This is a genomic window from Alteromonas sp. ABH2_165 (assembly GCF_056159945.1).
Map to the genome: position 1 here is coordinate 261590 of NZ_JBSWWF010000005.1, position 24345 is coordinate 285934.

At 48.6% G+C, this 24345-nt stretch carries 27 protein-coding genes and 2 tRNA genes; 10 read left to right on the forward strand and 19 right to left on the reverse strand.

Going from position 1 to position 24345, the window contains the following annotated elements; translation table 11 throughout:
* Positions 1-5 precede the first annotated feature (5 nt).
* Positions 6-1517 (forward strand): Ppx/GppA phosphatase family protein, encoded by a 1512-nt coding sequence (locus ACXAFQ_RS11825; protein ID WP_474822089.1) that lies wholly within the window; start codon positions 6-8, stop codon positions 1515-1517.
* 28 nt (positions 1518-1545) lie between these two features.
* Here ACXAFQ_RS11825 and hemB read toward each other — a convergent pair whose 3' ends face one another.
* From hemB to tatA, 7 genes are read right to left on the reverse strand one after another with little or no spacing between them, the layout of a single operon-like run.
* Positions 1546-2547, reverse strand: a complete 1002-nt coding sequence (gene hemB, locus ACXAFQ_RS11830; RefSeq protein WP_474822092.1) for a porphobilinogen synthase — start codon at positions 2545-2547, stop codon at positions 1546-1548.
* Positions 2544-4421, reverse strand: coding sequence for a sensor domain-containing diguanylate cyclase (locus tag ACXAFQ_RS11835; RefSeq protein ID WP_474822096.1), 1878 nt, complete (start codon positions 4419-4421; stop codon positions 2544-2546). The genes hemB and ACXAFQ_RS11835 overlap by 4 nt, the downstream gene beginning before the upstream one ends.
* A gap of 8 nt (positions 4422-4429) precedes the next feature.
* On the reverse strand, positions 4430-5206 hold the full coding sequence (locus tag ACXAFQ_RS11840; protein WP_474822099.1) for a TatD family hydrolase: 777 nt from the start codon (positions 5204-5206) through the stop codon (positions 4430-4432).
* Between the two features lies 1 nt (position 5207).
* Positions 5208-5753 carry a hypothetical protein gene (locus ACXAFQ_RS11845; protein ID WP_474822103.1) on the reverse strand — a complete coding sequence of 182 codons (546 nt, stop codon included), beginning with the start codon at positions 5751-5753 and terminating at the stop codon, positions 5208-5210.
* Between the two features lie 50 nt (positions 5754-5803).
* Positions 5804-6565: a twin-arginine translocase subunit TatC gene (tatC, locus tag ACXAFQ_RS11850; protein WP_474822107.1), complete on the reverse strand. Its 762-nt coding sequence runs from the start codon at positions 6563-6565 to the stop codon at positions 5804-5806.
* Positions 6566-6865 carry a Sec-independent protein translocase protein TatB gene (tatB, locus tag ACXAFQ_RS11855; protein ID WP_070126560.1) on the reverse strand — a complete coding sequence of 100 codons (300 nt, stop codon included), beginning with the start codon at positions 6863-6865 and terminating at the stop codon, positions 6566-6568.
* Entirely contained in the window at positions 6865-7104 is a 240-nt protein-coding gene (gene tatA, locus ACXAFQ_RS11860; RefSeq protein ID WP_070126559.1) for a Sec-independent protein translocase subunit TatA, read from the reverse strand. Before tatA ends, tatB begins: the two co-directional genes overlap by 1 nt.
* A 232-nt stretch (positions 7105-7336) precedes the next feature.
* On the opposite strand from tatA, the gene ACXAFQ_RS11865 reads away from it, so the two are divergent.
* Positions 7337-8257 carry a hypothetical protein gene (locus ACXAFQ_RS11865; protein WP_474822110.1) on the forward strand — a complete coding sequence of 307 codons (921 nt, stop codon included), beginning with the start codon at positions 7337-7339 and terminating at the stop codon, positions 8255-8257.
* Between the two features lie 59 nt (positions 8258-8316).
* Here the strand turns inward: ACXAFQ_RS11865 and ilvN are convergent, their stop codons facing one another.
* The 8 genes from ilvN to orn all read right to left on the reverse strand — a co-directional run bounded on the left by ilvN (position 8317) and on the right by orn (position 13787).
* Entirely contained in the window at positions 8317-8814 is a 498-nt protein-coding gene (gene ilvN / locus ACXAFQ_RS11870; RefSeq protein WP_070126557.1) for an acetolactate synthase small subunit, read from the reverse strand.
* Positions 8814-10532 carry an acetolactate synthase 3 large subunit gene (locus tag ACXAFQ_RS11875; RefSeq protein WP_474822113.1) on the reverse strand — a complete coding sequence of 573 codons (1719 nt, stop codon included), beginning with the start codon at positions 10530-10532 and terminating at the stop codon, positions 8814-8816. The genes ilvN and ACXAFQ_RS11875 overlap by 1 nt, the downstream gene beginning before the upstream one ends.
* A 221-nt stretch (positions 10533-10753) precedes the next feature.
* Positions 10754-11128: a MaoP family protein gene (locus tag ACXAFQ_RS11880; RefSeq protein ID WP_474822117.1), complete on the reverse strand. Its 375-nt coding sequence runs from the start codon at positions 11126-11128 to the stop codon at positions 10754-10756.
* A gap of 175 nt (positions 11129-11303) precedes the next feature.
* A complete protein-coding gene (locus ACXAFQ_RS11885; protein WP_474822121.1) occupies positions 11304-11792 on the reverse strand; it encodes a DUF4442 domain-containing protein in 489 nt (162 codons plus the stop codon).
* A 100-nt stretch (positions 11793-11892) separates the two neighbouring features.
* Entirely contained in the window at positions 11893-12411 is a 519-nt protein-coding gene (locus ACXAFQ_RS11890; protein ID WP_474822125.1) for a PepSY domain-containing protein, read from the reverse strand.
* Positions 12412-12823: 412 nt separating this feature from the next.
* Positions 12824-12899, reverse strand: a tRNA-Gly gene (locus tag ACXAFQ_RS11895).
* A 29-nt stretch (positions 12900-12928) separates the two neighbouring features.
* Positions 12929-13004, reverse strand: a tRNA-Gly gene (locus ACXAFQ_RS11900).
* A 237-nt stretch (positions 13005-13241) separates the two neighbouring features.
* Positions 13242-13787, reverse strand: coding sequence for an oligoribonuclease (gene orn, locus ACXAFQ_RS11905; protein WP_474822129.1), 546 nt, complete (start codon positions 13785-13787; stop codon positions 13242-13244).
* A gap of 83 nt (positions 13788-13870) precedes the next feature.
* On the opposite strand from orn, the gene rsgA reads away from it, so the two are divergent.
* The 4 genes from rsgA to ACXAFQ_RS11925 all read left to right on the forward strand — a co-directional run bounded on the left by rsgA (position 13871) and on the right by ACXAFQ_RS11925 (position 17615).
* The gene (gene rsgA, locus ACXAFQ_RS11910) at positions 13871-14905 is read left to right on the forward strand and encodes a small ribosomal subunit biogenesis GTPase RsgA (RefSeq protein ID WP_474822133.1); all 1035 of its coding nucleotides are present in this window, start codon (positions 13871-13873) and stop codon (positions 14903-14905) included.
* 278 nt (positions 14906-15183) lie between these two features.
* On the forward strand, positions 15184-16050 hold the full coding sequence (asd, locus tag ACXAFQ_RS11915; RefSeq protein WP_474822137.1) for an archaetidylserine decarboxylase: 867 nt from the start codon (positions 15184-15186) through the stop codon (positions 16048-16050).
* A 2-nt stretch (positions 16051-16052) separates the two neighbouring features.
* Positions 16053-16925 carry a DMT family transporter gene (locus ACXAFQ_RS11920; RefSeq protein ID WP_474822141.1) on the forward strand — a complete coding sequence of 291 codons (873 nt, stop codon included), beginning with the start codon at positions 16053-16055 and terminating at the stop codon, positions 16923-16925.
* Positions 16926-17615 (forward strand): glycerophosphodiester phosphodiesterase, encoded by a 690-nt coding sequence (locus ACXAFQ_RS11925; RefSeq protein ID WP_474822144.1) that lies wholly within the window; start codon positions 16926-16928, stop codon positions 17613-17615. It abuts the gene before it with no gap.
* Between the two features lie 12 nt (positions 17616-17627).
* On the opposite strand, the gene ACXAFQ_RS11930 is transcribed toward ACXAFQ_RS11925, so the two are convergent.
* The 3 genes from ACXAFQ_RS11930 to ACXAFQ_RS11940 all read right to left on the reverse strand — a co-directional run bounded on the left by ACXAFQ_RS11930 (position 17628) and on the right by ACXAFQ_RS11940 (position 20352).
* Positions 17628-18053, reverse strand: a complete 426-nt coding sequence (locus ACXAFQ_RS11930; protein WP_474822146.1) for a MerC domain-containing protein — start codon at positions 18051-18053, stop codon at positions 17628-17630.
* Positions 18054-18131: 78 nt separating this feature from the next.
* Positions 18132-18842 carry a divergent polysaccharide deacetylase family protein gene (locus tag ACXAFQ_RS11935; RefSeq protein WP_474822148.1) on the reverse strand — a complete coding sequence of 237 codons (711 nt, stop codon included), beginning with the start codon at positions 18840-18842 and terminating at the stop codon, positions 18132-18134.
* Between the two features lie 421 nt (positions 18843-19263).
* Positions 19264-20352, reverse strand: a complete 1089-nt coding sequence (locus tag ACXAFQ_RS11940) for a murein hydrolase activator EnvC family protein (RefSeq protein ID WP_474822472.1) — start codon at positions 20350-20352, stop codon at positions 19264-19266.
* Positions 20353-20631: 279 nt separating this feature from the next.
* On the opposite strand from ACXAFQ_RS11940, the gene ACXAFQ_RS11945 reads away from it, so the two are divergent.
* The 4 genes from ACXAFQ_RS11945 to gpsA are packed head-to-tail and all read left to right on the forward strand — an operon-like array spanning position 20632 to position 22905.
* Positions 20632-21057, forward strand: coding sequence for a rhodanese-like domain-containing protein (locus ACXAFQ_RS11945; RefSeq protein ID WP_070126546.1), 426 nt, complete (start codon positions 20632-20634; stop codon positions 21055-21057).
* Positions 21058-21081: 24 nt separating this feature from the next.
* Complete coding sequence (grxC, locus tag ACXAFQ_RS11950; protein WP_474822150.1) at positions 21082-21339, forward strand: glutaredoxin 3; 258 nt, start codon at positions 21082-21084, stop codon at positions 21337-21339.
* 47 nt (positions 21340-21386) lie between these two features.
* Positions 21387-21896 carry a protein-export chaperone SecB gene (gene secB / locus ACXAFQ_RS11955; protein WP_474822154.1) on the forward strand — a complete coding sequence of 170 codons (510 nt, stop codon included), beginning with the start codon at positions 21387-21389 and terminating at the stop codon, positions 21894-21896.
* A gap of 7 nt (positions 21897-21903) precedes the next feature.
* Entirely contained in the window at positions 21904-22905 is a 1002-nt protein-coding gene (gpsA, locus tag ACXAFQ_RS11960; protein WP_474822476.1) for an NAD(P)H-dependent glycerol-3-phosphate dehydrogenase, read from the forward strand.
* 65 nt (positions 22906-22970) lie between these two features.
* Here gpsA and ACXAFQ_RS11965 read toward each other — a convergent pair whose 3' ends face one another.
* Entirely contained in the window at positions 22971-24344 is a 1374-nt protein-coding gene (locus tag ACXAFQ_RS11965) for a TolC family protein (RefSeq protein ID WP_474822157.1), read from the reverse strand.
* Position 24345: the final 1 nt, after the last annotated feature.

A 24345-nucleotide genomic window follows, 5' to 3' on the forward strand; every position in this document is an offset into this window, starting at 1 on the left:
TGTTTATGCAGCCAGAACTTCAACACGATACTACGGTTGACGGCGAGTATTATGCCGCTGTTGATTTAGGCTCAAACAGCTTCCACATGGTGGTGGTGCATGTCGTTAACGGCAGTGTGCAGATCATCGGAAAAGTGAAGCAGAAAGTGAGACTGGCTGCAGGTCTTAATGACCAAATGGAGCTGGATGACGTTAGCATGGAACGGGGCTGGCAATGCTTACAGACCTTTGCAGAACGGCTCCAGGACATCCCTCGCTCGAATATTCGCGTTGTCGCCACCGCTACCTTGCGACTGGCTGTGAACGCCGCCGACTTCATCCTTAAAGCCGAAGAAATTCTCGGCCACAAGCTGGAAGTGATCAGTGGAGAAGAAGAAGCCCGTCAGATTTATCTTGGCGTGGCATACACCTCTGCAAATCAGGGCAATTCCCTGGTTATTGATATTGGCGGCGCCAGTACTGAAATTATCATTGGCAACGACATGCACCCCATTCATCTGGTGAGTCTGGATATGGGCTGTGTCACCTTCATGGAGCGTTACTTTCCAAAGGGTGCAATTACGGCTGAAAATTTCGAAAAAGCGCAATACGAAGCAAACAAGCTGCTTGATACGGCAGCAGATACCTTCCTGTGTTTCGACTGGCATAATTGTTTAGGCGCTTCGGGGACACCCCAGGCGATCACCGAAATTCTGGTGGCCCAGGGCATCAGTGACGCCATTCGTCTGGATTATCTCTACGACCTTCGCCAGCAATGTATTGATTGCCAACACATCGACTCCCTTACCATTAAGGGCCTGGAAGATGCTCGTAAGCCTATTTTCCCCAGCGGCCTGGCAATACTTATCACGTTGTTCGAACGCTTGAAAATTCGTGACATGAACATTTCCGGCGGCGCACTGCGGGAAGGTTTAATTTACGGAATGTTGGATAATCTGCAGGAAAACGACCGTCGCAGCCAAACCCTCAACAGCACCATGAAGCGATATCATATCGATCGCCATCATGCTGAGGCGGTACGCGGGTTAGCCCTTCGCTTGTGCCATCAGTTGTGTGCCCAAACCAGTTTGTGTCACCTGGATACCGAAGCCGTACTGGGTGCGGCAGCAACGTTGCACGAAATTGGCCTGCACATCGAATTCAAAAAGCACCATGAACATGGTGCCTATATTCTTTCTTACATCGATTTACCCGGCTATACCAAACTTCAGCGGGTTGCTATTCGTGACTTGGTGAAATGCCACCGCCTGGCTATCAAATCAGAGACGTTTACGCACTACCACGAAGAAGTCCGGCCGATGCTAGAAGGGCTGCTGAGGGTGTTACGAATTGCGGTCGTGCTGTGTCTGCGCCGTCAGAATAAACACATTCCGGAAGTAGAGCTAAAAGTGACAGAAGATAGCTGGACCCTGCTGTTTCCAGATGGCTGGCTAGCGGCGCATCCGTTAATCAACGCGGAACTGGCCAATGAAGTGTGGCTACAGCACCGCGCTGGCTGGAAGTTAATTTGTAAGTAAAGGCGGGCGCCTTTACTTACTTTCCAGTTTATTTATTTTGTAATAGCTTTGCCGCTTGCGGCGCAAAGTAAGTCAGAATCCCGTCTGCACCGGCACGTTTAAACGCCAACAACGATTCCAAAATAACCAGTTCTTCGTTTAACCAACCATTGGCAAATGCCGCCTGATGCATGGCATACTCACCACTGACCTGATAGGCAAAAGTAGGCACGTTAAACTCGTCCTTACAGCGACGTACAATGTCGAGGTATGGCATACCGGGCTTCACCATGACCATGTCAGCCCCTTCCTGCAAATCCATCGCGATTTCATGCAAGGCTTCGTCGCTGTTGGCCGGGTCCATCTGATAGGTTTTCTTATTGCCACCCTTGATATTTGCAGCAGAACCCACCGCATCTCTAAACGGCCCATAATACGCAGACGCATATTTTGCTGAGTACGCCATAATGCAGGTATTGTGATAGCCATTCTCTTCCAGAGCAGCACGTATAGCGCCGATTCTGCCATCCATCATGTCTGAGGGTGCAATCATGTCTGCACCCGCCTCAGCGTGCGACAGTGCCTGTTTGACTAACACATCAACGGTGACATCGTTAATCACGTAACCAGCATCGTCGATAATGCCGTCCTGACCGTGCACAGTGAACGGATCGAGTGCAACGTCAGACATCAGCATTAACTGAGGAAACGCTTTTTTCAGCGCGCGCATGGCTTGTTGGGCAAGTCCTTCAGAATTATATGCCTCGCTGGCACACTCCGTTTTCAATTCCATAGGTGTTACCGGAAACAATGCCAGCGCAGGAATGCCCAACGCCACCCACTCTTCTGCCTGTTCAACCAGCAAATCAATAGACAAACGATCGACGCCCGGCATGGATGGCACGGCTTCTCGTTGGCCCTCGCCCGGTAACACAAAAACCGGGTAAATAAGATCGTGAACCGTGAGTTGGTTCTCTGCAACCATATCCCGTAACGCGTCCTGACTTCTTAGTCGACGCATTCTCTTTGCCGGGAAAGGTGAAAATGTCATGATTGTTCTCCAATATATGATTCAGCGACCACCTGATTACGGCCATTCTCTTTGGCCTGATAAAGCAGATCGTCAGCGTACTTCAGCAGTTCAAGTTCCTGCGCCTCGCGCTCGATGATTGCACTTGCCACACCGGCACTCACCGTAATGGGAATGGCTTCCCCTTCAACATAAACCGGCTTTTCAGCAACCAACATGCGCATGGTTTCGATAACCTGACGAGCGCCTTCAGAATCCGTGTTTGGCAAAATAATGCCGAATTCCTCGCCGCCATAGCGGCACACATCATCCGACGAACGCCGCAGTGCTGATTGCAGCAGGTTCGCCACGTGACAAATACACGCATCACCGGCGGCGTGCCCGTGGCGGTCATTAATGGCTTTGAAGTGGTCGATGTCAATCATTGCGAGACTGAGCACCGTTTGTTCACGACGACTGCGCCGCCCTTCAGCGATAAGTCGCTTATCAAACTGCCTGCGATTTCGAATGCCGGTAAGAGAATCGATACTGTTCAGTCGCTCCAGTTCCTGGTTCGCTTCGGAGAGTTCCCGTAACGCGATTTCAAGTTCAAGGGTGCGCTCTTGCACCTTGTATTCTAATTCGTCAGCGTACTGCTGCTGAATGGCAACCAAGTCTTCCTGCGCCTGAGCAGAAACTTTCTGCTGCTCAATCAAACTTTGCTGAGAAAAATCGGCCTGCTCTCTTTGTATTCGGTAGCTGATAGCCACGATGAATGTCAATAGCAGGGTTTCTACTAACGCCCCTAGCATTAACAGATAATTGGATAGCACCGGGGCACTGAAAAGGCCCAGATTGTCGAGACTGGCAGAGAAGCCGCTGACCAGCAATATGCCCCATGCGAATGAATAATAGCGCGCAATGATATTACCCTGACGCGCCAGTAAAATTCCCACCACAAAGATGAACGTTACCACCACCGCCAGCATCACCAGGAATACCTTTATGAGATAGGTATAGGGCAAAATCAGGCTTATAAATATATTCAAACCAAACAGCGCACTCATGATTTTTAACGCCCTGTCCATCCAACCGGAATAGTCTTTCACCTTCATTAGCAGTCGGGAAAACAGAATTGCGAACATGATGGCGGCATTAGCGAAAATCGCCACGGCTCGTTGTTCAAACCATTCCCAGTGTGGCCACAAGTAAGCAAACGCCTGACCGTTGAGTGCCGCCAGCGTGAGCGATAACGACACCACGTAACAGGTGTACAATAAAAATGGTGCGCTGCGGGTAGTCAGAAACAAGAAGAAATTTGTCGCGCCGATGGCCAACAAGATACCGTAAAAGCAACCTAACAGGTGACTCAACATTGAGGTATGTTCAATAAACTCTGTTTTGTGCCACAGCCTGACCGGCAAACGCAGTACGCCAGACGTTCTGACTTCGAGATACACGGTGAGCGCATCATAGCCATTTGGCACAGGAAACAGCAGGCTAGGATGCTGAATCACCCACTCATCGAAGGGCAGCGCATCACCGCCATTAAGTTCGAGGACGGTGACACCGGTTTGCGGTACTTCGTAGCGCACCGTAAGGTGATCGATCAACGGATAGGCCACTTCCAGTAACATGCCTTCAGAATCGGCCTGTAAGTCACTCAGCGTAAAGCGAAATTGGTGGGGGCGATTATCCATGCCCAGATTGACCGGATTCGCTAACGGCGTCCACTCTGCATCAACACCGGGCTCATAGGGGGTCGTTGTGGTGTAGACGAGGTTTTCGATACGCGATTGCTGCGCATCAACATTGGTAAAGGGTTTTACAACAACTAAAAACAGAACAACAACGACCAGCGTTATAGCGATAAGCCACGCGTCATTTCGGCGGTTCGTTCCCACGTCTATCTGCATTCGATTTATTACCCGGCTATATTAAACAACCTGCAAGTATTAGCATAACTGGTTTGAGCAATGTCTTCAGCGCTAATTTCCAGCAAATCAGATAAGTAACAGCCAATTGACGGCAGAAAAGCGGGCTCATTATTTCGTGCCCGAGGACGATGATGCTTTGGAAACAGGTACGGCGCGTCAGTTTCTACAATTAATTTTTCCAGCGGCAGTGATTTCACCGCTTCGCGAAGCGCCTCTCCGCGTTTCGGGTCACAAACCCAGCCGGTAATGCCGATATGAAGCCCACGTTGTAAATAGGCCTGCATGTCTGAGGTTTGCCCGGTAAAGCAGTGCGCGATACCCTTCACCCCAGCCGCCTCTTCATCCAAACACTGAAGCTGAAGTGCATGGGCATCTCTTTCGTGCAGGTAAACGGGCATTTGATGTTTTACAGCAATTTGTAACTGCCTGCGGAAAACCCGTTCTTGCACGTCTCTTGGTGAAAAATCTCGATTGAAGTCGAGCCCGCATTCGCCAACAGCCACAACACCTTCACCACCAAGATAATCCTCTAGCCTGAGAAAATCATCGTCTGTCATTACCTTTGCATTATGTGGGTGACAACCAATGGTATAAACAACATGTTCGGGGAAACGGATATGCAACGCACGGGCTGCGTCCCATTCGGCGGGTTCGGTGGTAATAGCACAGAGTTTATCAACGCCAGCGTCAACAGAACGAGCTATTACCTCTTCTGCGTTGAATCGCCCATCGAGCAGATTCACGCCAGCGTCGAACCACTTCATGTTACTTGATTCGGCGAACGTTTACGCGGCCACTTCGACCTTCTTTAGTGAGGTAAAACGCGTTCATAAAGCCACGCTCAATGGTGATGCCATCGCCAACTTTCATTTTATAGTTCGCTGATTCACCGTTTTGACGCCATACCATGCCGTTATCCAACGTAATGATAAAATCACCGCGCGGCGAGCTAGACACTTCGGTCACAGTGGCAGACATGGATTTTTGCAAACTTTCGGTGTTCATTTCCATGCCGAATGATGGGCCTTGCTGGGGCGCACTGGCAGCTTGCGTGTTGCTGCTAGCGGGGGCGCTTGTAGACGCAACAACCGGCGCCTGAGCCGGTCTTGCGTTAGCCACATCGTCGACAGACTGGTCAGCACCAGCAAAAATGTTCATTGACTCTGCTACGTTATCAAAGCAGATCAAACGCTTCAGATCGTTACTTTCATTGCGACATTCCTGCATGGCTTCAACAACAGTTTCAGCCTGAGAAACAGACGATACGATGGTCAGTAATACGGCGCCAGCAATGCGGACGGTGTTTTTCATTGTTATTCCTTATTCTGTCATCAAAATATTAGGCGTTTTGTTTGCGAAACTTACGCTGAGCCAGAGGTGCTTTCTTCTTCGTCTTCTTCATCGCGGTCAGCTTTGCCCGCATAGAACGCGCCGAAAATTACGCCCACCTCAAACAAGATCCACATTGGAATAGCCAGTAGCGTTTGAGAAATGACATCGGGCGGCGTGAGCAACATACCCACCACGAACGCAGCAACGACCACATACGGACGTTTCTCTCGTAGCGTTTTGGCATCAGTGACACCCGTCCAGCACAGCAAAATAATCGCAATAGGGATCTCAAACGACACCCCAAACGCAAAGAATAATTTTAGTACGAAGTTCAGGTAACTAGAGATATCGGTACTTACAGTCACCCCTTCAGGGGCCACGCTGTTAAAGAATGCAAAGGCAATGGGGAATACCACGAAATAGGCAAACGCCATACCGGCATAAAACAACATTGTGCTGGAAAACAACAAGGGAGCGACTAACCGCTTTTCATTTTTGTACAACCCCGGTGCCACGAATGCCCAGACTTGATACAACACATAAGGGATAGCAATGAAAAACGACAGCACCAAGGTGAGCTTAAACGGTGCGAAAAACGGTGATGCTACATCCGTTGCAATCATCGAGGCGTTTTCCGGCATGGTTGCCAGCAGAGGATCGGCTAACAGACGGTAGAGATCCTGGGCAAAATAAGCCAGACAAAGAAACACCAACAATACACTTGCCAGTGCGCGCAATACGCGACTACGCAGCTCTATGAGGTGCGAAATGAGAGAGTTAGCGTCAGACATTTACTTCTTTTTATATGGTTCCTGCACGGACTTAGCAGCGTCTTTGAGTTCATCAACGCTTTCTTTCAGTTCCGGCGATAAATCTTTCAGGCCCTGTTGCTCAGCCTTTTTCAGATTTTCATGCAGTTCATGGACACGTAACTGATGCTCAACTTCCTGTTTAAAGCCGGTTGCCATGTTACGTACGCTTCGTACACTTTTGATGGTGGAGCGCATTGCACCGGGAAGCCGCTCAGGCCCCAGTATCAGGAGCGCCAGCACTCCAATCACCAGTAGTTCCCAAAAGCCAATGTCAAACATTAGGATTTTTCTTTAACGTCTGCCTTGGTTTCTGCTTGCACAGACTTCGCGTCAGTTTTTTCTTCTACGCGCTTTTCCTGTGTAAAGTCAGCATCAGATTCTTCGTCTGTCACCGCCTTTTTAAAACCTTTTACGGCACCGCCAAGATCAGAACCGATACTCTTTAAACGCTTGGTACCAAATAACAGAACAACAATTACTAAAACAATCAGCAACTGCCAAATACTAATTCCACCCATAAAAATCTCCTTTACATCAAGGCGTACAGTATGCCACCGCAATAAGAACCTTTCACGACATTATTTTCAATTGTGAGGTGAACCGTTTCATCTTTACGTTTTTATACCTACAGCAAACAAATTAATCCCTCACAAAGCTTTGACGGCAAGCACTTTTCGCTTCATGCTTAAATTACAGGGATAGCAACAGAGACAATTTATGTCGTGTTTAGTTCTGCTTGTAGGAACTGCAATGGCAAGTGTGAGTGCCACTGATGTTGAGCGGCCCGACACAGCATCAACCACTCAGGCTGACGTACAAGACGAGCAATTATGGATAGACGACTGGCAACAAAAGCTCACGTCTTCAATGGATTATACCGCCGGACAGCTCGACAGCTTCTTCGCACTTGAAGGTAACGACGCGTACAAAGATGCCAGAGCATCTGGCAGGGTCAGTCTTGGCTGGGAACCGCGCTCCAGGCAGCTTGACGATATGGAGTTACGTTTTCGCGTACGGGTAAAACTACCGGCATTACAGGATCGGGTAGACCTGGTTCTCAGTGATAACGAAGATACCGATAACGAAACCACCATCAGAGCAGCCCGCGACCCGATTCAGCGGAATCGCGACAATACCACTATCGCCTTACGCTACCGCACCAGTGACAATTCCAGAATCTCATACCGTCTTGGTACTGGCAGACGAGGGCAAATTTATGCCAAGGCCCGTTATCAAGACGTGGCACCCATCAATGACAATTTGGGTCTGTTTTACGATGCAGAAACCTATTACTACAACCGTGACCAACTTGGTGCTGAGATAGGCGCAACCTTTCAGTACTTAAGCGATGAAGACCACGTTTTTCGTTTCAACAACCGCTATTACTATCGTGACGAACATCACGAATGGCTGTGGCGCCATGAATTCCAGTACTTACAACCGCTCACCACACAATCTGCCGCCATTTACACCTTGTTCACTGAAGGTATGAAAAGACCTGACGACGAACTTAAAGAAGTGTACGCCAGCTTTAAATACCGTACTAACCCAACACGGGATTGGCTTTTCTATGAAATCGAGCCCTTTGTGTTGTGGCTCAGAGATGAAGATTTTAAACCGTCATGGGGACTGGCTATGCGTGTTGAAGTGTATTACGGGCGCGGCACCTAAACACCAGGCACAAAAAAACCGGCTTGAGAAAGCCGGTTTTCATCTGCTGTGAAGCGGGTTTATGGTCTTAACGCACGCTCACCACGAGCCAGACCACATACGCCAGTACGTGAAGATTCGATGATCTCTGCACATTCCGCCATGGTTGAAGCAAATGCATCTAACTTGTCGGAGGTACCGGTCAGTTCAATGGTGTAATTACTGCCGTTCACATCAATAATGCTGCCACGGAAGATGTCGCTGGTGCGCTTTACTTCCGCACGGATGGCATCGGTGCGGGTAGCGACTTTAATCAGCATCAGTTCACGCTCAACATGAGCGCCGTCGGTTAAATCGACAACTTTAAGCACATCAATAAGCTTGTTTACCTGCTTAGTAATTTGCTCAATAACTTTATCATCACCATGAGTCATGATAGTCAGACGTGACAGGCTTGGGTCATCAGTAGGCGCTACGCACAGCGAATCTACGTTGTAACCACGTTGAGAGAAAACACCCACGATACGTGACAGTGCGCCCGGCGCGTTTTCCATAAGTACAGATATAATTCTTTTCATTAGGTTCGCTCCGTTTTGCTCAGGCGCATGTCGTCCATTGCTCCGAATTTAACCTGCATCGGATAGACGTGCTCGTTCTGGTCTACTGCAATGTCCATGAATACCAGTCTGTCGGTATAGCTGAAACATTTTTCCATCGCGGCGTCGAGTTCATCGAGGCGATCCACTTTAATGCCCACGTGACCGTAAGCTTCTGCCAACTTCACGAAGTCCGGCATTGAATCCATATAAGAATGTGAGTGGCGACCTTTATAAATCATGTCCTGCCACTGACGAACCATGCCCAGTGCGCGGTTGTTCAGTGAAATAATCTTAACTGGCAGGTTGTACTGCAAACAGGTGGCGAGCTCCTGAATATTCATCTGAATACTACCGTCGCCGGTAACACAAACAGACACGGCATCAGGATGCGCAAACTGTACGCCCATAGCAGCAGGTAAACCAAAGCCCATGGTGCCCAGGCCACCAGAGTTGATCCACTGGCGAGGCTTTTTGTACGGATAGTACAGCGCAGCAAACATCTGGTGTTGACCAACGTCAGAGCTCACATAAGCATCACCATTGGTGTGCTTATACAGCGCTTCAATAACCTTCTGCGGTTTGATTACCGTATCGCCCTGCTCGAACTTCAGACATTCGCGCTTGCGCCACTGAGTAATTTGCTGCCACCAGTCGCTAAGCTTTTCTTTCTGACCAGAGAAATCTTTTTCAGCCAGTTGCTCAAGGATTTGATCTAACACTTTATCTATGCTGCCAACCACCGGAATGTGCGCATTCACGGTTTTAGAAATCGACGCAGGGTCGATATCAACGTGAATAATTTCAGCGTGAGGACAGAACTTAGAAACGTTGTTTGTTACGCGGTCGTCAAAACGCGCACCCAGCGCAATAATGCAGTCTGAGTTGTGCATAGTTTTGTTGGCTTCCAGCGTACCGTGCATGCCCAGCATACCCACGAATTGTTCGTGTGTGCCTGGCATCGCGCCCAGACCCATTAAGGTACAGGTTACCGGTGCATTCAGCTTTTCAGCCAGTTCAATTACTTTACCAGACGCGTCACAGGCAACTGCACCGCCGCCTACATACATCACTGGACGCTCAGCTTTCAGCATCGACGCGACAGCTTTCTTAATTTGCTTCATATGACCCTTTTCGGTTGGGTTATATGAACGCATTGCAACGGATTCAGGGAAAACATAGGGATGTGATTCCTGAACGTTAACGATATCTTTTGGTAAATCCACTACAACCGGACCCGGACGGCCAGAGTTAGCGATGTAGTAAGCCTTAGCGATGGCTTCAGGGATATCTACGGCGCGTTTAACCAAAAAACTGTGCTTAACAATTGGGCGCGAGCAACCCACCATGTCAGTTTCCTGGAAGGCGTCTTCACCAATCAGTGAAGATGGCACCTGGCCAGATAACACAACCATCGGAATAGAATCCATGTAGGCTGTGGCAATACCGGTAATGGTATTCGTTGCACCTGGACCTGAAGTGACGAGGACTGTGCCGGTTTTGCCAGTTGAACGTGCATAACCATCCGCCATGTGGGCGGCCGCCTGTTCGTGACGTACGAGGACATGCTTGACACTATCCTGCGCAAACAGCGCATCATAAATGTCGAGTACGGCACCACCGGGGTAACCGAATACATGTGTGACTCCCACATCTTTTAGCGCTTCAACCACCATGGCAGCGCCTGACATCATTTTCACAGTCAAATCTCCTGTTTTATTGGATTTGTGTCTCGAAACCTTTCTTAAATTGTGTGCGGATTATACCGTAGCGCGGACTATAACGAAGGAGTTAGAAAGATTAAACAAAAAAATCGACAAAAGTGAGATATATATCCCAATATATAGAATAAATAGGATGAATATCCGCAAATAGGTTAAATTGCGGCCAAATATAGGATATTAAGCCGCATTTTTAGTACTTAATCGTCATCGATGACAATGTCGTCGTCATTCGACGAATTATTATCATCATCCGAATCAACCAAAGCGAGTTTCTTGGAGCCATAAATAGAAGCGGCTTTTGGACGGTTAATTCGTTTCTGATATTTCAGCCAGACTTTCTCTTCTGAAGATTCTGGCTCTACCTGACCATGCGCCACTGCAATATAACGTATATCCTGATCGGTTTCCGGCGCAATTTTGCCATCAACCAGTGCGGCGATCACACTACCACTTTCGGACAGAATTTTCGCTTCTTTTATCGAAAAATCCCCCGAGCGCGCAAAACCATACGGATAATTTCTTTTGTCCATAAATGGCTTCTTCACCAGACTTTCACGAGATTCGTTGGTCATAATAAAACCTGTTTGAAAATATGCTTAACGATGTCGACAACCTGCCTTTCAGCGGGTGTGAAAAACTACAATAAAAAATGCGTGAACACGCTACACAAGAAATAGATTTTATAGCCCCAGATGTCAAACAAAAAAAGCGGCAAAAGCCGCTTTTAGCAATATCTTCATTTAACTGTCATTTTTTGTGTGGGATCCAGGCCCAACACATCTCGCAAATCACCGGTTCGATGCCATTTTCGTCAGTCACTTTAACCGCAACCATCACCTCCCCCTTCTCTTGCGAGTGCATGAGTGCAATTTGTTCATCAGTTAGCATCGCTTCAGCCTGCATATCACCTTGCGCTCGCTTCACATATTGGAGGTTCATCGATTTGATTAGCGGCAGCTTATCACCGGGTAAGTTAACGCCAACAATAAAACCCGTTGCCGATTCGGCTAGCAATGCCATGGCTGCCGCATGAACACTTCCAATATGGTTTTGGACTTTTTTGCGATTTTTAACGTGAAAGGTGACCGATTTGAGATCAGAGCCAAGAATATCGAGCTTCGCCGTGCCGGCCAATTTAACTTTGTGGCGGAACATGGTGGTCATTAGCCAACGACTAACGCCAGCAGGAAAGCGGTTGGCTTTTAAAGCAAATTCACGGAGGGCATTTTTTCTCATAGTTCTGACTTCACGATCTGGTTAGACCAGTAAGACTACATGAAGTCAGAACAAAATCAAGTCATCCGACCAGACGAAACCTGTTCAGAGAAATTGCCGATTAGGAGCCAAAAATAACAACCAGCAATGCAACCACTGCCCCAACACCCGCAATTTTAAGCCCTTCTTTAAACACAGGCACTTTTGGCAGAAACATCAGAAACGCCGACACAACAAAGAACAACAGACCTAATCCAAAGAAAATGTTGAGTAAAAACAGCGGACTATTAGTGGTGGCTTTGTGCAATTTCACTAGCTTGCTAAGCACCAACGGATAATCTTTCTTAGTGACTTCGGCGTTACCGGTTTGCTTATCGTAATAACCTCCCGGAAATTCAATACGATCTGCAGTCTCAGCAGCGACGCGGAAGCGCTTCATTCGCAACTGCTGACCCAGCGCATCACCGTTCAGGCCCGGAGCCAACTGATGCTGCTCGGTTTGTTCATATTTGAGGAAATCTGTAGTGCGGAATATCAACAGTACGCCACTGACGGCGTAAATAAACATGATGCCTGCCAGGAAAAATCCTAACCAACGGTGATATTTGCGAAATGCGTTATGAAACTTCATCGATGCCATAGTGTTATTCTCTCAAAGGGTCAGCTGCAATGCTGCCTTCGTTATTATTGTGAGTTCGCCTGACTGGTCTTGGCCAGCGCTTATCAACGTGTAACGACATAAAAAAAGGACCTGACAGGTCCCGGTGATACGCGCTACTTTATTTATATTAATCTAATTGCATGTCTGAACCCAGCACAAATATGCGATATACAGACTGGTGATAACAACAAAAACATGCCAATAGCGTAAAAGCCATCTGGTAAATGCAGTGTAGACTTCGATGAAATTTTAAGAGGTATTACAAAAGAGAGATTGGAGCGGGAAACGAGATTCGAACTCGCGACCCCGACCTTGGCAATCACTTCGTGACGAGGTACGTGCTCTACCAACTGAGCTAATTTATTCTGATATTGAATTATCTGGAAGAAATTGGAGCGGGAAACGAGATTCGAACTCGCGACCCCGACCTTGGCAAGGTCGTGCTCTACCAACTGAGCTATTCCCGCGTAAAGATTGGTACGACTGAGGGAGAATTTGGAGCGGGAAACGAGATTCGAACTCGCGACCCCGACCTTGGCAAGGTCGTGCTCTACCAACTGAGCTATTCCCGCGTACATATGCAGTCTAACTTAAGAGGTAGTTAGTACTCAATCTCGACTTGCCAGAAATTGGCAATCACTTCGTGACGAGGTACGTGCTCTACCAACTGAGCTATTCACGCATAACAAATTTTCAGTCAACTTCCGGTAAGAGGCTGTGCCCTTCTCGAAAGTGGTGCGCATTTTACAAAAATATTGGCAATGCGCAACACCTATTTTGAATTTTTTTGCAGAAAGTGGATTGTTTGCTTAAATAGCAAACACCTTTTCCCGATAGTACTGCAATTCCGCGATAGACTCACGAATATCGTCGAGTGCCAAATGCACGCCTTTTTTAGTAAATCCGTCGAGTAGTTCTGGCTGCCAGCGTTTTACCAGTTCTTTAATTGTGCTCACGTCGATGCTGCGATAATGGAAGTACTCTTCCAGCTCCGGCATATACTTCACCATAAAGCGGCGATCCTGACCAATGGTGTTGCCGCATAAGGGCGATTTACCCGCATCAACGTACTCATTCAAGAAAGCAATAGTCTGGCGAGCAGCTTCTGCTTCACCCACAGAACTGGCGCGGCAGCGTTCGGTTAAACCACTGTTACCGTGAACACGTGTGCACCACTCATCCATACCATCTAAGATCGCATCTGGTTGATGAACAGCGATAACCGGACCTTCAGCCAGAACGTTTAATTGCGCGTCGGTTACAATAGTGGCAATTTCCAGCACTTTACAGGTTTCCGGGTCGAGTCCTGTCATCTCCATATCAATCCACACCAGATTGGTATCGCTTTTTGTCATTCTAGTTTCCTCGTCTTTAACATGGCACAGCGGCCAGACACACGGTATCATTGGCCAAGTATACGTTAACTTTGCAGGAAATCGTGGCAAAAAAACCGAAACTGACACAACGGCAGAAGCGACAGGTTGCAGCCAACCGCGCCCGCCGTCTAAATGATAAGGGCGGCAATCAGAAAAACGCGATTGATGCCAGTAAACTGATCCCCGGCCGGGTTGTTGGTCGCTTTGGTAAGCATGCCGATGTTGAAGATCAACAAGGTAATGTTTCCCGCTGCCATATCCGCCGTACCATCGAATCCGTGGTATGCGGTGATGACGTGCTGTTTGACGCCGGTGACGATAACGACAGCGGTGTTAGCGGCGTTATCGAAATTGTACAGGACCGTCGTTCCATACTCACACGTCCCGATTATTATGATGGCGTGAAGCCCATTGCTGCGAATATTGATCAGATCATTGTAGTCAGTGCGGTAAAACCAGAACTGTCGACGAACATCATCGACCGCTACTTGGTGGCCTGTGAAGAAATTGGCATTCCGCCGATCCTTATCCTGAACAAAATCGAATTGCTCAGTGATGAAGAATTTGAAAGTGTGAAAACCCAACTCGCGGTTTACGAAGAACTTGGCTACTCGCTGATTTATACCAGTTGTAAGCGCAGTGATGGACTTAATGACCTGAAAGCCTGCCTGAACGACAAAGTCAGCGTGTTTGTAGGTCAGTCCGGTGTAGGTAAGTCGAGCATCATTAACCAAGTATTGCCTGATGCCGATGAACTGGTTGGCGAAATCTCCGATAATTCTGGCTTAGGTCAGCACACCACCACGGCTGCGAAACTATTGCACTTCCCTGAAGGTGGCGACCTCATCGACTCGCCTGGAGTGCGGGAATTCAGCCTCTGGCACATGCCGGTTGAACAAATCACCTGGGGTTTCGTGGAATTCCGCGACTACCTGGGCGGCTGTAAATTCCGTGACTGCAAACACATGAACGATCCCGGCTGCCTTATCCGTGAAGCCGTGGAAGAAGGCAAAATCAGCACCGCCCGCTTCGGCAGCTATCATCGAATCCTCGCCACCATGGATGAACAGCGCCCCAGCTATACCAATCCGTTCTGATGCAGGGTTGGAAACGGGAAGCCCGCGGATAGGGGACGGTGCTGCCTGAGTGAACCGTCTGCCGCAGGGATGCGGCAGCCGAGGCCCCATGGATGGGTTTACGCCGTGTTCGCGAAGGCAGCACCGTCCTCTGTCCAGAAGGGCTTTCCGTTTCAAATCCTTTGCCGCTTATATCAAACACTGATGGTCAATAACGGGAAAGTGCATCCACTTGTTAACAACCTGGTGTACAATCCCACGCGACAGAAACTAGATAACTATTATTTTTCGGAGTGCCCGTGCTGGACTGGTTCAAGGTTAACCTACAATATATTTTGCCCAAGCATCTTTTATCCCGCCTGGTTGGCAAGTTTGCCGCAGCTGAGGCCGGTGGCGTTACAACGGCGTTTATCAAATTCTTCATCAAGAAATATAACGTTGATATGAGCGAGGCGCTGTACCCGCATCCTGAGCACTATAAAACCTTCAACGAATTCTTTACCCGTCAGTTGAAGCCGGAAGTTCGTACCATTGCTGAAGGCGATGACGTTATCATTCAAGCCGTAGACGGCGCAGTGAGTCAATTTGGCGATATCCGTCAAGACAGCATTTTTCAGGCAAAGGGTCACGACTACAGCCTGACTACCTTGCTCGGCGGAAAACCTGAACTGGCTAAGCAGTTCAAAAACGGTAAGTTCGCCACCATCTATCTTTCACCAAAAGATTACCACCGTATTCACATGCCTGTTGAAGGCACGCTTACCGATATGGTGTACGTACCCGGTGAATTGTTCTCAGTAAACCCACTGACAGCAGAAAATGTTCCCGGTCTGTTCGCCCGCAACGAACGTGTGGTTGCTTTATTTGATACGCCAGTGGGTAAGATGGCTATGGTGCTTGTGGGTGCAACCATTGTTGCCAGCATAGAAACCGTGTGGTCTGGTACCGTAACACCGCCTACAGGTCAAAACGTGCAGCACTGGCAGTACGACGATGAAGCTGCCGTTACACTGGCGAAAGGCGACGAAATGGGTCGTTTTAAATTAGGCTCAACCATCGTGGTGTGTTTCGAAAAAGACGCCATCGATTTTGAAGATATGGAGCCGGGTATGACTACCCGACTTGGTGAAGTATTTGGTTACGCGAAGGCAGGCAAATCCGCTTAAGCATGGATCCTGTCAAGCGAAGTCTGATAACGCTTCATATTACCGTTATCCTGTTGGGAGGCACCGGCCTCTTTTCAAACATCATTCCGCTGAGCGCTACCGATATTACTTTCGGGCGCTCGGTTTTCGCCTGTATCAGCCTTGCTCTGTTCATGCGCTTCGCTGGCGAAACCTTTGCGCTGAATAATAATAAAGACTACGGCATCGCACTGCTGCTGGGCGTATTGATGGCCGTGCATTGGGTGACTTATTTTGCCGCCATGCAGTATGCCGGTGTTGCCGTAGGCATGATTGCGCTATTTACTTTCCCGGTGATTACCGTACTTATCGAACCGTTTTTCGAGAAAATCCGCCTGGTATGGCAGGACTTTTTCAGTGCAATTACGGTCTTCATTGGCGTAGCACTGCTGGTTCCAGAAATCTCGCTGGAAAACGACACCACCTTGGGCGTGGCTATTGGAATTTTCTCTGCAGTGCTCTATGCCTTGCGCAATCTGATTCACCGCCAGCATTTCTCTCATTATTCGGGCGCTAAAGCCATGTCCTGGCAAATACTGGTGGTCATCGCCTGCTTACTTCCGGTAATCAGTGATGGCCTGCCAGAGGCCTCCGGTAGCACCTGGCTAATGCTGATGATACTTGGTTCTATGTTCACCGCGGTGCCTCACGCACTGGTCGCCAACGCACTTATTCACCTGCGGGCAAAAACCTTTTCACTCATCGCCTGCATGCAACCAATGTATGGTGTTGTGCTGGCTATGCTAATCTTAGACGAATCTCCAGGCATCAAAGCACTGATTGGCGGCATTCTGGTTACGTCGGCCTCTGTTTACGAAACCATGAACGCCAGTAAGCTGCACAAACAGGAAGACTAAATGTTAGTACTCGCACATCGCGGGGCCAGCAAAGCAGCACCAGAAAATACCCTTGCCGCATTTCGTCTGGGGTTTGAAATGGGTGCTCATGGCCTGGAATTCGACACCTATCAGGTGGATGGTGAAATTGTGGTTATTCACGATCGCTGGCTTAACCGCACCACCAATGGCTCCGGCCGGGTGGTGGACCAAACGCTAAGCTATTTACGCTCATTGAATGCAGGGAACGGCGAGCCTATTCCGTTGCTGGTTGAAGCACTTCAGTGCCTACCTGAATCCACGTTATGTAATGTGGAAATTAAAGGCATGACAAATCCCGAAAGCTGGCTTGCACGCCTGCTGAAATGTTGTGACATCGCCCAGATAAGTCCCGACAGCCTGCTGATTTCATCATTTAATCACCGCTGGTTACTTAGCCTGAAGCAACTTCGCCCTACCCTCAAATTAGGTGCTCTCACCGCCAACATTGAATTAAACAGCTTGCGTTTTGCCAGTGAGCTCGCGCCGTGGTCGGTGAACTACGCCCTTGATACTATTGAAGAAACGGAAGTGAAGCGCGCCCATGAAGCGGGCTATAAAGTGCTGGTTTACACTGTGGATAACCCTGAGGATATGCTGTTATTGCAATCTTGGGGCGTCGATGGGATTTTTACCAACAAGCCAGACTTGGCATTGGTAACATTAAAGTAAATAGCGGTTTGGCTACTTAGCCATGTGCTGAGACAGCACCGTATTTCGACAGCAACGACACTGACGACATAAACGCATGTTGATCCAGTGCCCCGCCACAATTAACGCAGCACCCACGGTTATCGTCAGTGGTTCAAAATCATGACCAAACATGTCTTTAAACCAATAAATAACGCCGCCACAGAACAGTAAGCCAAGCGGATAGTATTGACCGTGATAGCGAACAGCACCGTTTATCAGCGCCACAGCACCAATTAGCATTGAGATGGTAAGAATGGTTCGCTCAAACCAGATCTGCGCGAAGATCGATGAACTTATAAGCGGAATTAAAGGCAGCAGCAGAGGTAGCGCTAGACAATGCAACGCACACAGGCTCGAGATCCAAATCCCAAGCCTGTCTAATTTTGTCGGGTTGTCGTTAACCTGAATTCGGGACATGTCGCCACTCGCCATCAAAAGGGACGTTATAATATAACAACCATGGCAAAATGCAAAACACCAATCCCGAATTTAAGATTAATTCGGCGCGACCAATGTGGCTTCCGTCGATGTTTCGGCTGCTTGCTGGGCCATCATCGTCGGTTCAGCGGGTTCGAATAGCGAACTGACTGTCGCCAACTCAATGCCCATTTCTCGCAATTCCGGTAACCGTCGCTGCAGAATCTCCATTGTCACCTTATGAGGATGACCAATGGCAACCGCTACGCCCTGCTCTCGAGCCAGCAACAACATGCGATCAAATTCCTTTTCGATGGCCTCATGTTGAATCACGTGATCAAGGAACACATGCCGCCTGGCCACAGGAATTCCCGCGTGTAATGCCGCTTCTTCCGCCACGGTTTTTACCGACGTGCGACTATCGACGAAGAACAAATCCCGGTTTTTAAGAATATCCATGAATGCGCGCATAGGGTTGAACATACTGGTCAACCGACTGCCCATATGGTTATTCACACCAATGGCATAAGGCACACTTTGCAGCGCCTTATCAAACAACACTTCCATCTGGTTTTCGTACATACCCACACGTAATCCGTCGACGCCCATGTCTTGGCCGTCAAAAGATTCCATTGGCATGTGTAACATAATATCCCGCCCCTGGGCATGAGCCAGTTCGGACATTTCAGTTGTCAGGGGAGCATCAGGTAGAATCGAGAACGTCACTTCTCTGGGGAGCTTAAGCGCCCTGTGATCAGAGTAGCGATGACCGATATCGTCTATGATCAAGACGATTTTTGGTTGGACACTAGCAGCCGCGACTGGAAGACAGAAGAGTGTAAACAGCACACCCCAAAACAACGCAAACCAATCACAAAACTGACGGTCAGTTCTTTTGAGAAAACAAATTTTTAGCAAGCGCACGCCTATTATAATTTTATAACCCGGGTAATCAGAATCACCGGTTGACAGCAATGGGCTTGTGGCTCACGTTTATTATTTTCAGACCGTGAATCTCACCTGCGCAATGCCTGGCGGCGGCACTAATTACTTCAGGTTTGGTTACCCGACTTCCATTTGGGCTGTATTAGTATTTATATCCATACATAACGAGCATAACAGCGATTTTATAAATTTGAAATTTCTGAAGCGATTTTTTTGCTATTTTTTGAACATTTTTTTATTGAAGAACAAATGACTAGGCCGGGAACTACAAATCCAACCAGCCTGCAGGACTTAAGGCTTTGCCTTTATGACGGATTTCAAAATAGAGGTTGGGGTAATTCTGTCCGCCACTCTGACCTACCAGAGCAATGGTTTCGCCATCGGCCACCCGATCACCGGCTTGTTTCAGAAGCGCCTGATTGTGGCCGTAAACACTCATATAACCTTTGCCGTGGTCGATAACAGTAACCAACCCAAACCCGCGCAACCAATCTGAATAGAGTACCCGGCCGTGGGACACGGCACGAACAGAACTGCCTTCGGCGCCTTCGATGATAATGCCTTTCCAGCGTACCTGCCCCTGACGACGAGAACCAAATAAATTACGCACCCGTCCAGATGCAGGTTTCAGTAGCTTGCCTTTAAACCCAGACAAACCTGCCAGTTCAGATTTTGCAGATTCAGCGCGGCGACGAGCATCTTCGATAGCGCGTACCAGGGCTTCCTCGTTCTGACGCAACTCATCGACTTTTGCAGCATCGGAAGCAATCTTCTTATTGAGCTTTGCGAGTGTTTGGGCGCGATCGTCTTGTCGCGCTACCAACACATTTTGTTGGGCTTTTTGTTCATCAAGCAATTTCGCCAGGGTGCTGGCCTTTTCTTCCAGTTGTTGATTTACCTTTATTAACCGCGCCACGTTTTCACGAAAACCATCAATCTCTTTGGCTCTGGCTTTACTCAGGTACTGATAATAGGTAAGCACACGTTCGAAGCTGCTGGCTTCGTCTTGGTAGAACAGCATTTTTGCGTAATCGTAGTTGCCTGCCATAAATGCACTTCGTAATTGGCTAGCAAGCATGGACTGTTGTTGCAGTATGGCTTTTCTAAGCTCGCCCTGTTCAGCTTCCAGATTGGCCTGCTGACGGCGATTATCTGCCAGTTGGGTGGTCGTATTATTCAGCGCCTTCGCCGTTGCGGCAATTTCAAGCTCTGACTTTTTTAGCGCATCACGCAGCTCATCGGCATCGGCTTTGTTGGCGGCTAGCGTTGCCTGACGGGCTTTCAATTCAGCCTGTAGCTCTGCCAGTTTTGCCTGCTGCTCCTGGGCCACTGCTGACAAACTGAAAAGTGCCATAAGTAGGGTGGCTACCTGCAACAACAAACGCAGCCGCCGGCGCGAACTCGGGGCGGTTTCAGCAAAAAGCAGACTAGGTTTTAGGGCGTTCAGACTCATTCTCACTTCAGGCCAATGGCGACATACTACAAACTCAAAGGCCATACTATATCAACAAGATAGAGGATTCATCTATCCCGATGCAATGGATGTCGCCGATGCAGGCTGGTTTCTACGTGTTTTTTCTATATACTTTGCAGTCGATTTTTAGTCTTCCATGTAACAAAAGGGTACGCTTAAATGGAACAGCTCGTAGAATTTGCCGGTAATAATATGCTGTTAGCCGGTGCGTGGGTCGTTATTGTCGCCATGTTGATTCTTAGTTATATCACCACTTTTACTTCTTCGGTTAAAGAGGTAAACACCCACGAAATGACTTTGCTGGTTAACAAGGAAGACGCGGTGATCTTCGATACCCGTCCGCAAAAAGAGTTCAAGGCTGGACACATTGTCGGCGCTCGCCAAATTAAACCGGAAGAAGTCCGCGCGAAAGATTTTAAAAAGCTTGAAAACGTGAAAGACAAACCCATTATTGTTGTATGTGCAATGGGCAACAGCGCCAGAGGTATTGCTGCGGCAATGGCTAAAGAAGGCTTTTCAAACGTAAAAGTGCTTCAGGGCGGTATGAACTCATGGACGTCTGCTGGCCTGCCTGTTAGCAAATAAACCGGCAAGACACAGGAGTTAACTGTGAGCAAGGTAGAAATTTACACAAAAGGGCATTGCCCTTATTGTCATCGCGCCAAAGCTTTACTGGCGCACAAAGGCGTGGAGTTCGAGGAAATTGCCATTGATGTGCAGCCTAAACTACGCGACGTAATGATCGAACGAGCAAATGGCGGCTGGACCGTACCACAAATCTTTATCAACGATACCCACGTGGGTGGATGTGATGATTTGTTTGCTCTGGAATCGCAACAAAAACTCGATGCGCTTCTTGCGCAATAATTAATAACTCGTTTCAACAAGAACGTAATAAGCATTCAGGAATTATCATGGCTGAAGAAAATCAGAACACAAACGGCGCAGAGGCAGGCCAGCAAGCCCCGGGTCCTCAATTAAACATCCAGCGTATCTACACAAAAGATATCTCTTTTGAGTCGCCAAATGCACCGGCAATCTTCCAGAAGGAATGGAAGCCTGAAGTTAAACTTGATATCGACACCTCAACCAACGTTGTGGGTGAAAACGCATTTGAAGTTGTACTGTCAGTAACGGTTACTGCGTCTATGGGCGAAGAAACTGCGTTCCTGTGTGAAGTGCAACAAGCAGGTATCTTCGTACTGGGCGCCGAACTGCCAGACCAAGCTAAAGCACCTATGCTGGGTTCTTACTGCCCTAACCTACTGTTCCCTTATGCTCGTGAAGCAATTTCAAACATGGTTAACCGTGGTACATTCCCTCCACTTAACCTGGCTCCGGTTAATTTTGACGCTATCTTCGCTGCTTACATGCAGAAACGTGCACAGCAGGCGCAAGAAGGCGGTCAGCAGCTAGACGCATAAGTCAGTGATGAACTCAGGTTCGGTAACTGTATTGGGGGCGGGGTCTTACGGCACCGCCCTCGCTTTTTGTTTAGCCCGTAATGGCAACCCAACGCTGTTGTGGGGACGAGACAAATCGCACATGGATGCATTGGCAAACGATCGGGAAAATGCCCGTTATCTGCCAGGCGCCACATTTCCCGATGCGCTCACCGTTGAGTCTGATCTGGAAACGGCTGTTGCAGCCAGTCGCGATATTCTTATCGTGGTACCCAGTCACGCTTTTAAGGCCCTGCTGGAAACCTTAAAGCCTATTTTACAGTCACAGCACCGTATTATCTGGGCCACCAAAGGTTTGGAACCCGGTTCAGGCAGACTACTACGTGACGTAGCTCTCGATGTGTTAGGCGAACAATATCCGCTAGCCGTGCTGTCAGGACCGACTTTTGCCAAAGAAATGGCTGCTGGCTTACCTACGGCTATTTCTCTGTCTTCGACCTGCGAAACGCTGGTTGATGATTTTGCCCGTAAACTCCATTGCGCCCGGTCGTTTCGTGTTTATAAAAACCCTGACTTCATCGGTGTGCAATTGGGTGGTGCGGTTAAAAACGTCATTGCTATCGGTGCTGGCCTGGCAGATGGTTTAGGTTTTGGTGCCAATGCCCGTACGGCGTTGATAACCCGTGGTCTGGCCGAGTTAACCCGGCTTGGGGTAAAAGTGGGCGCGCAACCTGAAACCTTCATGGGAATGGCGGGCCTTGGCGACTTGGTGCTTACCTGTACCGACAATCAGTCACGTAATCGCCGGTTTGGTTTGGCTTTAGGTCAGGGTAAAGACGTTGAAACGGCAATGACTGAAATTGGTCAGGTGGTAGAAGGCTACCGCAATACCGAAGAAGTGCATGCGTTGGCGAAAAAATACGAGGTAGAAATGCCCATCTGCGAGCAAATCTACGCCGTGCTTTATCATGGTAAATCGCCGAAAGAAGCGGCCTTTGCGTTGCTGGGAAGAGATTTAAAAAGCGAGTAATGACTCGCTTTTTTATCTCTTGTATCTGCCTTTTGCTTACTACAAGAAAGTAACTGCAAGTGACACTATGGGCGATTGGTAAGCTGAGGGCGTCCGCCTGCTTCTAAGTACACCGTTGATGCAGCTGCAAGGGATTGCTGATAGCTGGTGATCACAGTCAGTTGAGCCGAGAACCAACTACGCTGAGCACTCAGTAGATTCAGAAAATCAGTATCACCCGCTTTGTAGCGAATTTCCGCCAGCTTGTATAATCGCTCGTTATTTTCCAACGATATCAAATCGAGTTCATACGCAGCCTTTTGATACGTAAAGTTATCCAGCGCATCCAGCAACGACTGAGAAGCAGTGATGGTCGTAGCTCTGAAGTTATTCCAGGCCAGCTCGCGGTCGGTCGCCGCAATCTTTTTGCCCGCTTCAATTCTACCGCCATCGAATAATGTGGCCGCACTGCTCAGCGCCGCACCTACACTCCAGCCAGAAGCCAAATCGAGCAAATCATTCACCGACAAATCAGCACTAAAACTGAGCCCGGGTAACCCCTGAATGCCGGCCTGATACACGGCAATATCTGCTTGCTGCAACGTTACATCAGCAATTTGTACATCAGGGCGTTGCTTTAACACACTGGCGGGCTGATATAGACTGATTTCCGGCACTGCCATCGCCAGAATTGACTCTTCACTATTCACAGGTGTGAGTACCGCATCACCCAGTAATACAGCAATGGCCCGACGGCTCAGTGTCGCCTGATTGTTGAGTCGAAGTAGTTCGCCACGTGCAGTGAGCAGAGTATTCTGTTGCTGACTCACCTCAATACCCGATGCATCACCTTCTTCAAAGCGAATACGCACTAATTCATAGAGCTGGTCTGCCGCCTCGTAGTTCTTACGTGCAATTACCAAACGCTGCTGTAATGACAATAGGTTGAAGTACTCACTGGCTAAAAGGCCCTGAACCTGCAGAGCCGCGCTCCGTTGGGTAAAACGCTGACTATCAATGCCCAACGAGAGCCCTAACTGTGTTGCTTCACGACTTCCCCACACATCGAAGGTATAGCTCAGCCCCACGTTTCCTGAAGAACTACTAGAGGTATTTCCATCATCAAAGTCCTTGCCGGACCGCCCGCTAATACCTGCACTCACATCGGGAATATTATCGGCACGACTTTGTTCGAGGAGTAAAACCGCCCGGTCCACCCGCATACGGGCTTCTTCCAGGCTCAGGTTGTCAGCCATCAGCCGCGTCATGAGTTCATTTAACGGCGTAGAGCCGAACACCGTCCACCAGTCCTGCTCAACCGCAACCTGGCTATCCTCATCGGTGTAAAATTCGAAAATGTCCGGTGTTTGAATGTGCTCACGATAAGCCTGCTCGTTTGGTGAGTAAGCACAGCCCGAAAGCATAGCGGCCACTAGCAAGCCGACAGATTTATTGTTCATA

Coding starts and splice junctions, on each gene's coding strand:
- ACXAFQ_RS11825 (WP_474822089.1), top strand. CDS start 6: ATGCAGCCAGAACTTCAACACGATACTACGGTTGACGGCGAGTATTAT.
- hemB (WP_474822092.1), bottom strand. CDS start 2,547: ATGACATTTTCACCTTTCCCGGCAAAGAGAATGCGTCGACTAAGAAGT.
- ACXAFQ_RS11835 (WP_474822096.1), bottom strand. CDS start 4,421: ATGCAGATAGACGTGGGAACGAACCGCCGAAATGACGCGTGGCTTATC.
- ACXAFQ_RS11840 (WP_474822099.1), bottom strand. CDS start 5,206: ATGAAGTGGTTCGACGCTGGCGTGAATCTGCTCGATGGGCGATTCAAC.
- ACXAFQ_RS11845 (WP_474822103.1), bottom strand. CDS start 5,753: ATGAAAAACACCGTCCGCATTGCTGGCGCCGTATTACTGACCATCGTA.
- tatC (WP_474822107.1), bottom strand. CDS start 6,565: ATGTCTGACGCTAACTCTCTCATTTCGCACCTCATAGAGCTGCGTAGT.
- tatB (WP_070126560.1), bottom strand. CDS start 6,865: ATGTTTGACATTGGCTTTTGGGAACTACTGGTGATTGGAGTGCTGGCG.
- tatA (WP_070126559.1), bottom strand. CDS start 7,104: ATGGGTGGAATTAGTATTTGGCAGTTGCTGATTGTTTTAGTAATTGTT.
- ACXAFQ_RS11865 (WP_474822110.1), top strand. CDS start 7,337: ATGGCAAGTGTGAGTGCCACTGATGTTGAGCGGCCCGACACAGCATCA.
- ilvN (WP_070126557.1), bottom strand. CDS start 8,814: ATGAAAAGAATTATATCTGTACTTATGGAAAACGCGCCGGGCGCACTG.
- ACXAFQ_RS11880 (WP_474822117.1), bottom strand. CDS start 11,128: ATGACCAACGAATCTCGTGAAAGTCTGGTGAAGAAGCCATTTATGGAC.
- ACXAFQ_RS11885 (WP_474822121.1), bottom strand. CDS start 11,792: ATGAGAAAAAATGCCCTCCGTGAATTTGCTTTAAAAGCCAACCGCTTT.
- ACXAFQ_RS11890 (WP_474822125.1), bottom strand. CDS start 12,411: ATGGCATCGATGAAGTTTCATAACGCATTTCGCAAATATCACCGTTGG.
- orn (WP_474822129.1), bottom strand. CDS start 13,787: ATGACAAAAAGCGATACCAATCTGGTGTGGATTGATATGGAGATGACA.
- ACXAFQ_RS11920 (WP_474822141.1), top strand. CDS start 16,053: ATGGATCCTGTCAAGCGAAGTCTGATAACGCTTCATATTACCGTTATC.
- ACXAFQ_RS11925 (WP_474822144.1), top strand. CDS start 16,926: ATGTTAGTACTCGCACATCGCGGGGCCAGCAAAGCAGCACCAGAAAAT.
- ACXAFQ_RS11930 (WP_474822146.1), bottom strand. CDS start 18,053: ATGTCCCGAATTCAGGTTAACGACAACCCGACAAAATTAGACAGGCTT.
- ACXAFQ_RS11940 (WP_474822472.1), bottom strand. CDS start 20,352: ATGGCACTTTTCAGTTTGTCAGCAGTGGCCCAGGAGCAGCAGGCAAAA.
- ACXAFQ_RS11945 (WP_070126546.1), top strand. CDS start 20,632: ATGGAACAGCTCGTAGAATTTGCCGGTAATAATATGCTGTTAGCCGGT.
- secB (WP_474822154.1), top strand. CDS start 21,387: ATGGCTGAAGAAAATCAGAACACAAACGGCGCAGAGGCAGGCCAGCAA.
- gpsA (WP_474822476.1), top strand. CDS start 21,904: ATGAACTCAGGTTCGGTAACTGTATTGGGGGCGGGGTCTTACGGCACC.
- ACXAFQ_RS11965 (WP_474822157.1), bottom strand. CDS start 24,344: ATGAACAATAAATCTGTCGGCTTGCTAGTGGCCGCTATGCTTTCGGGC.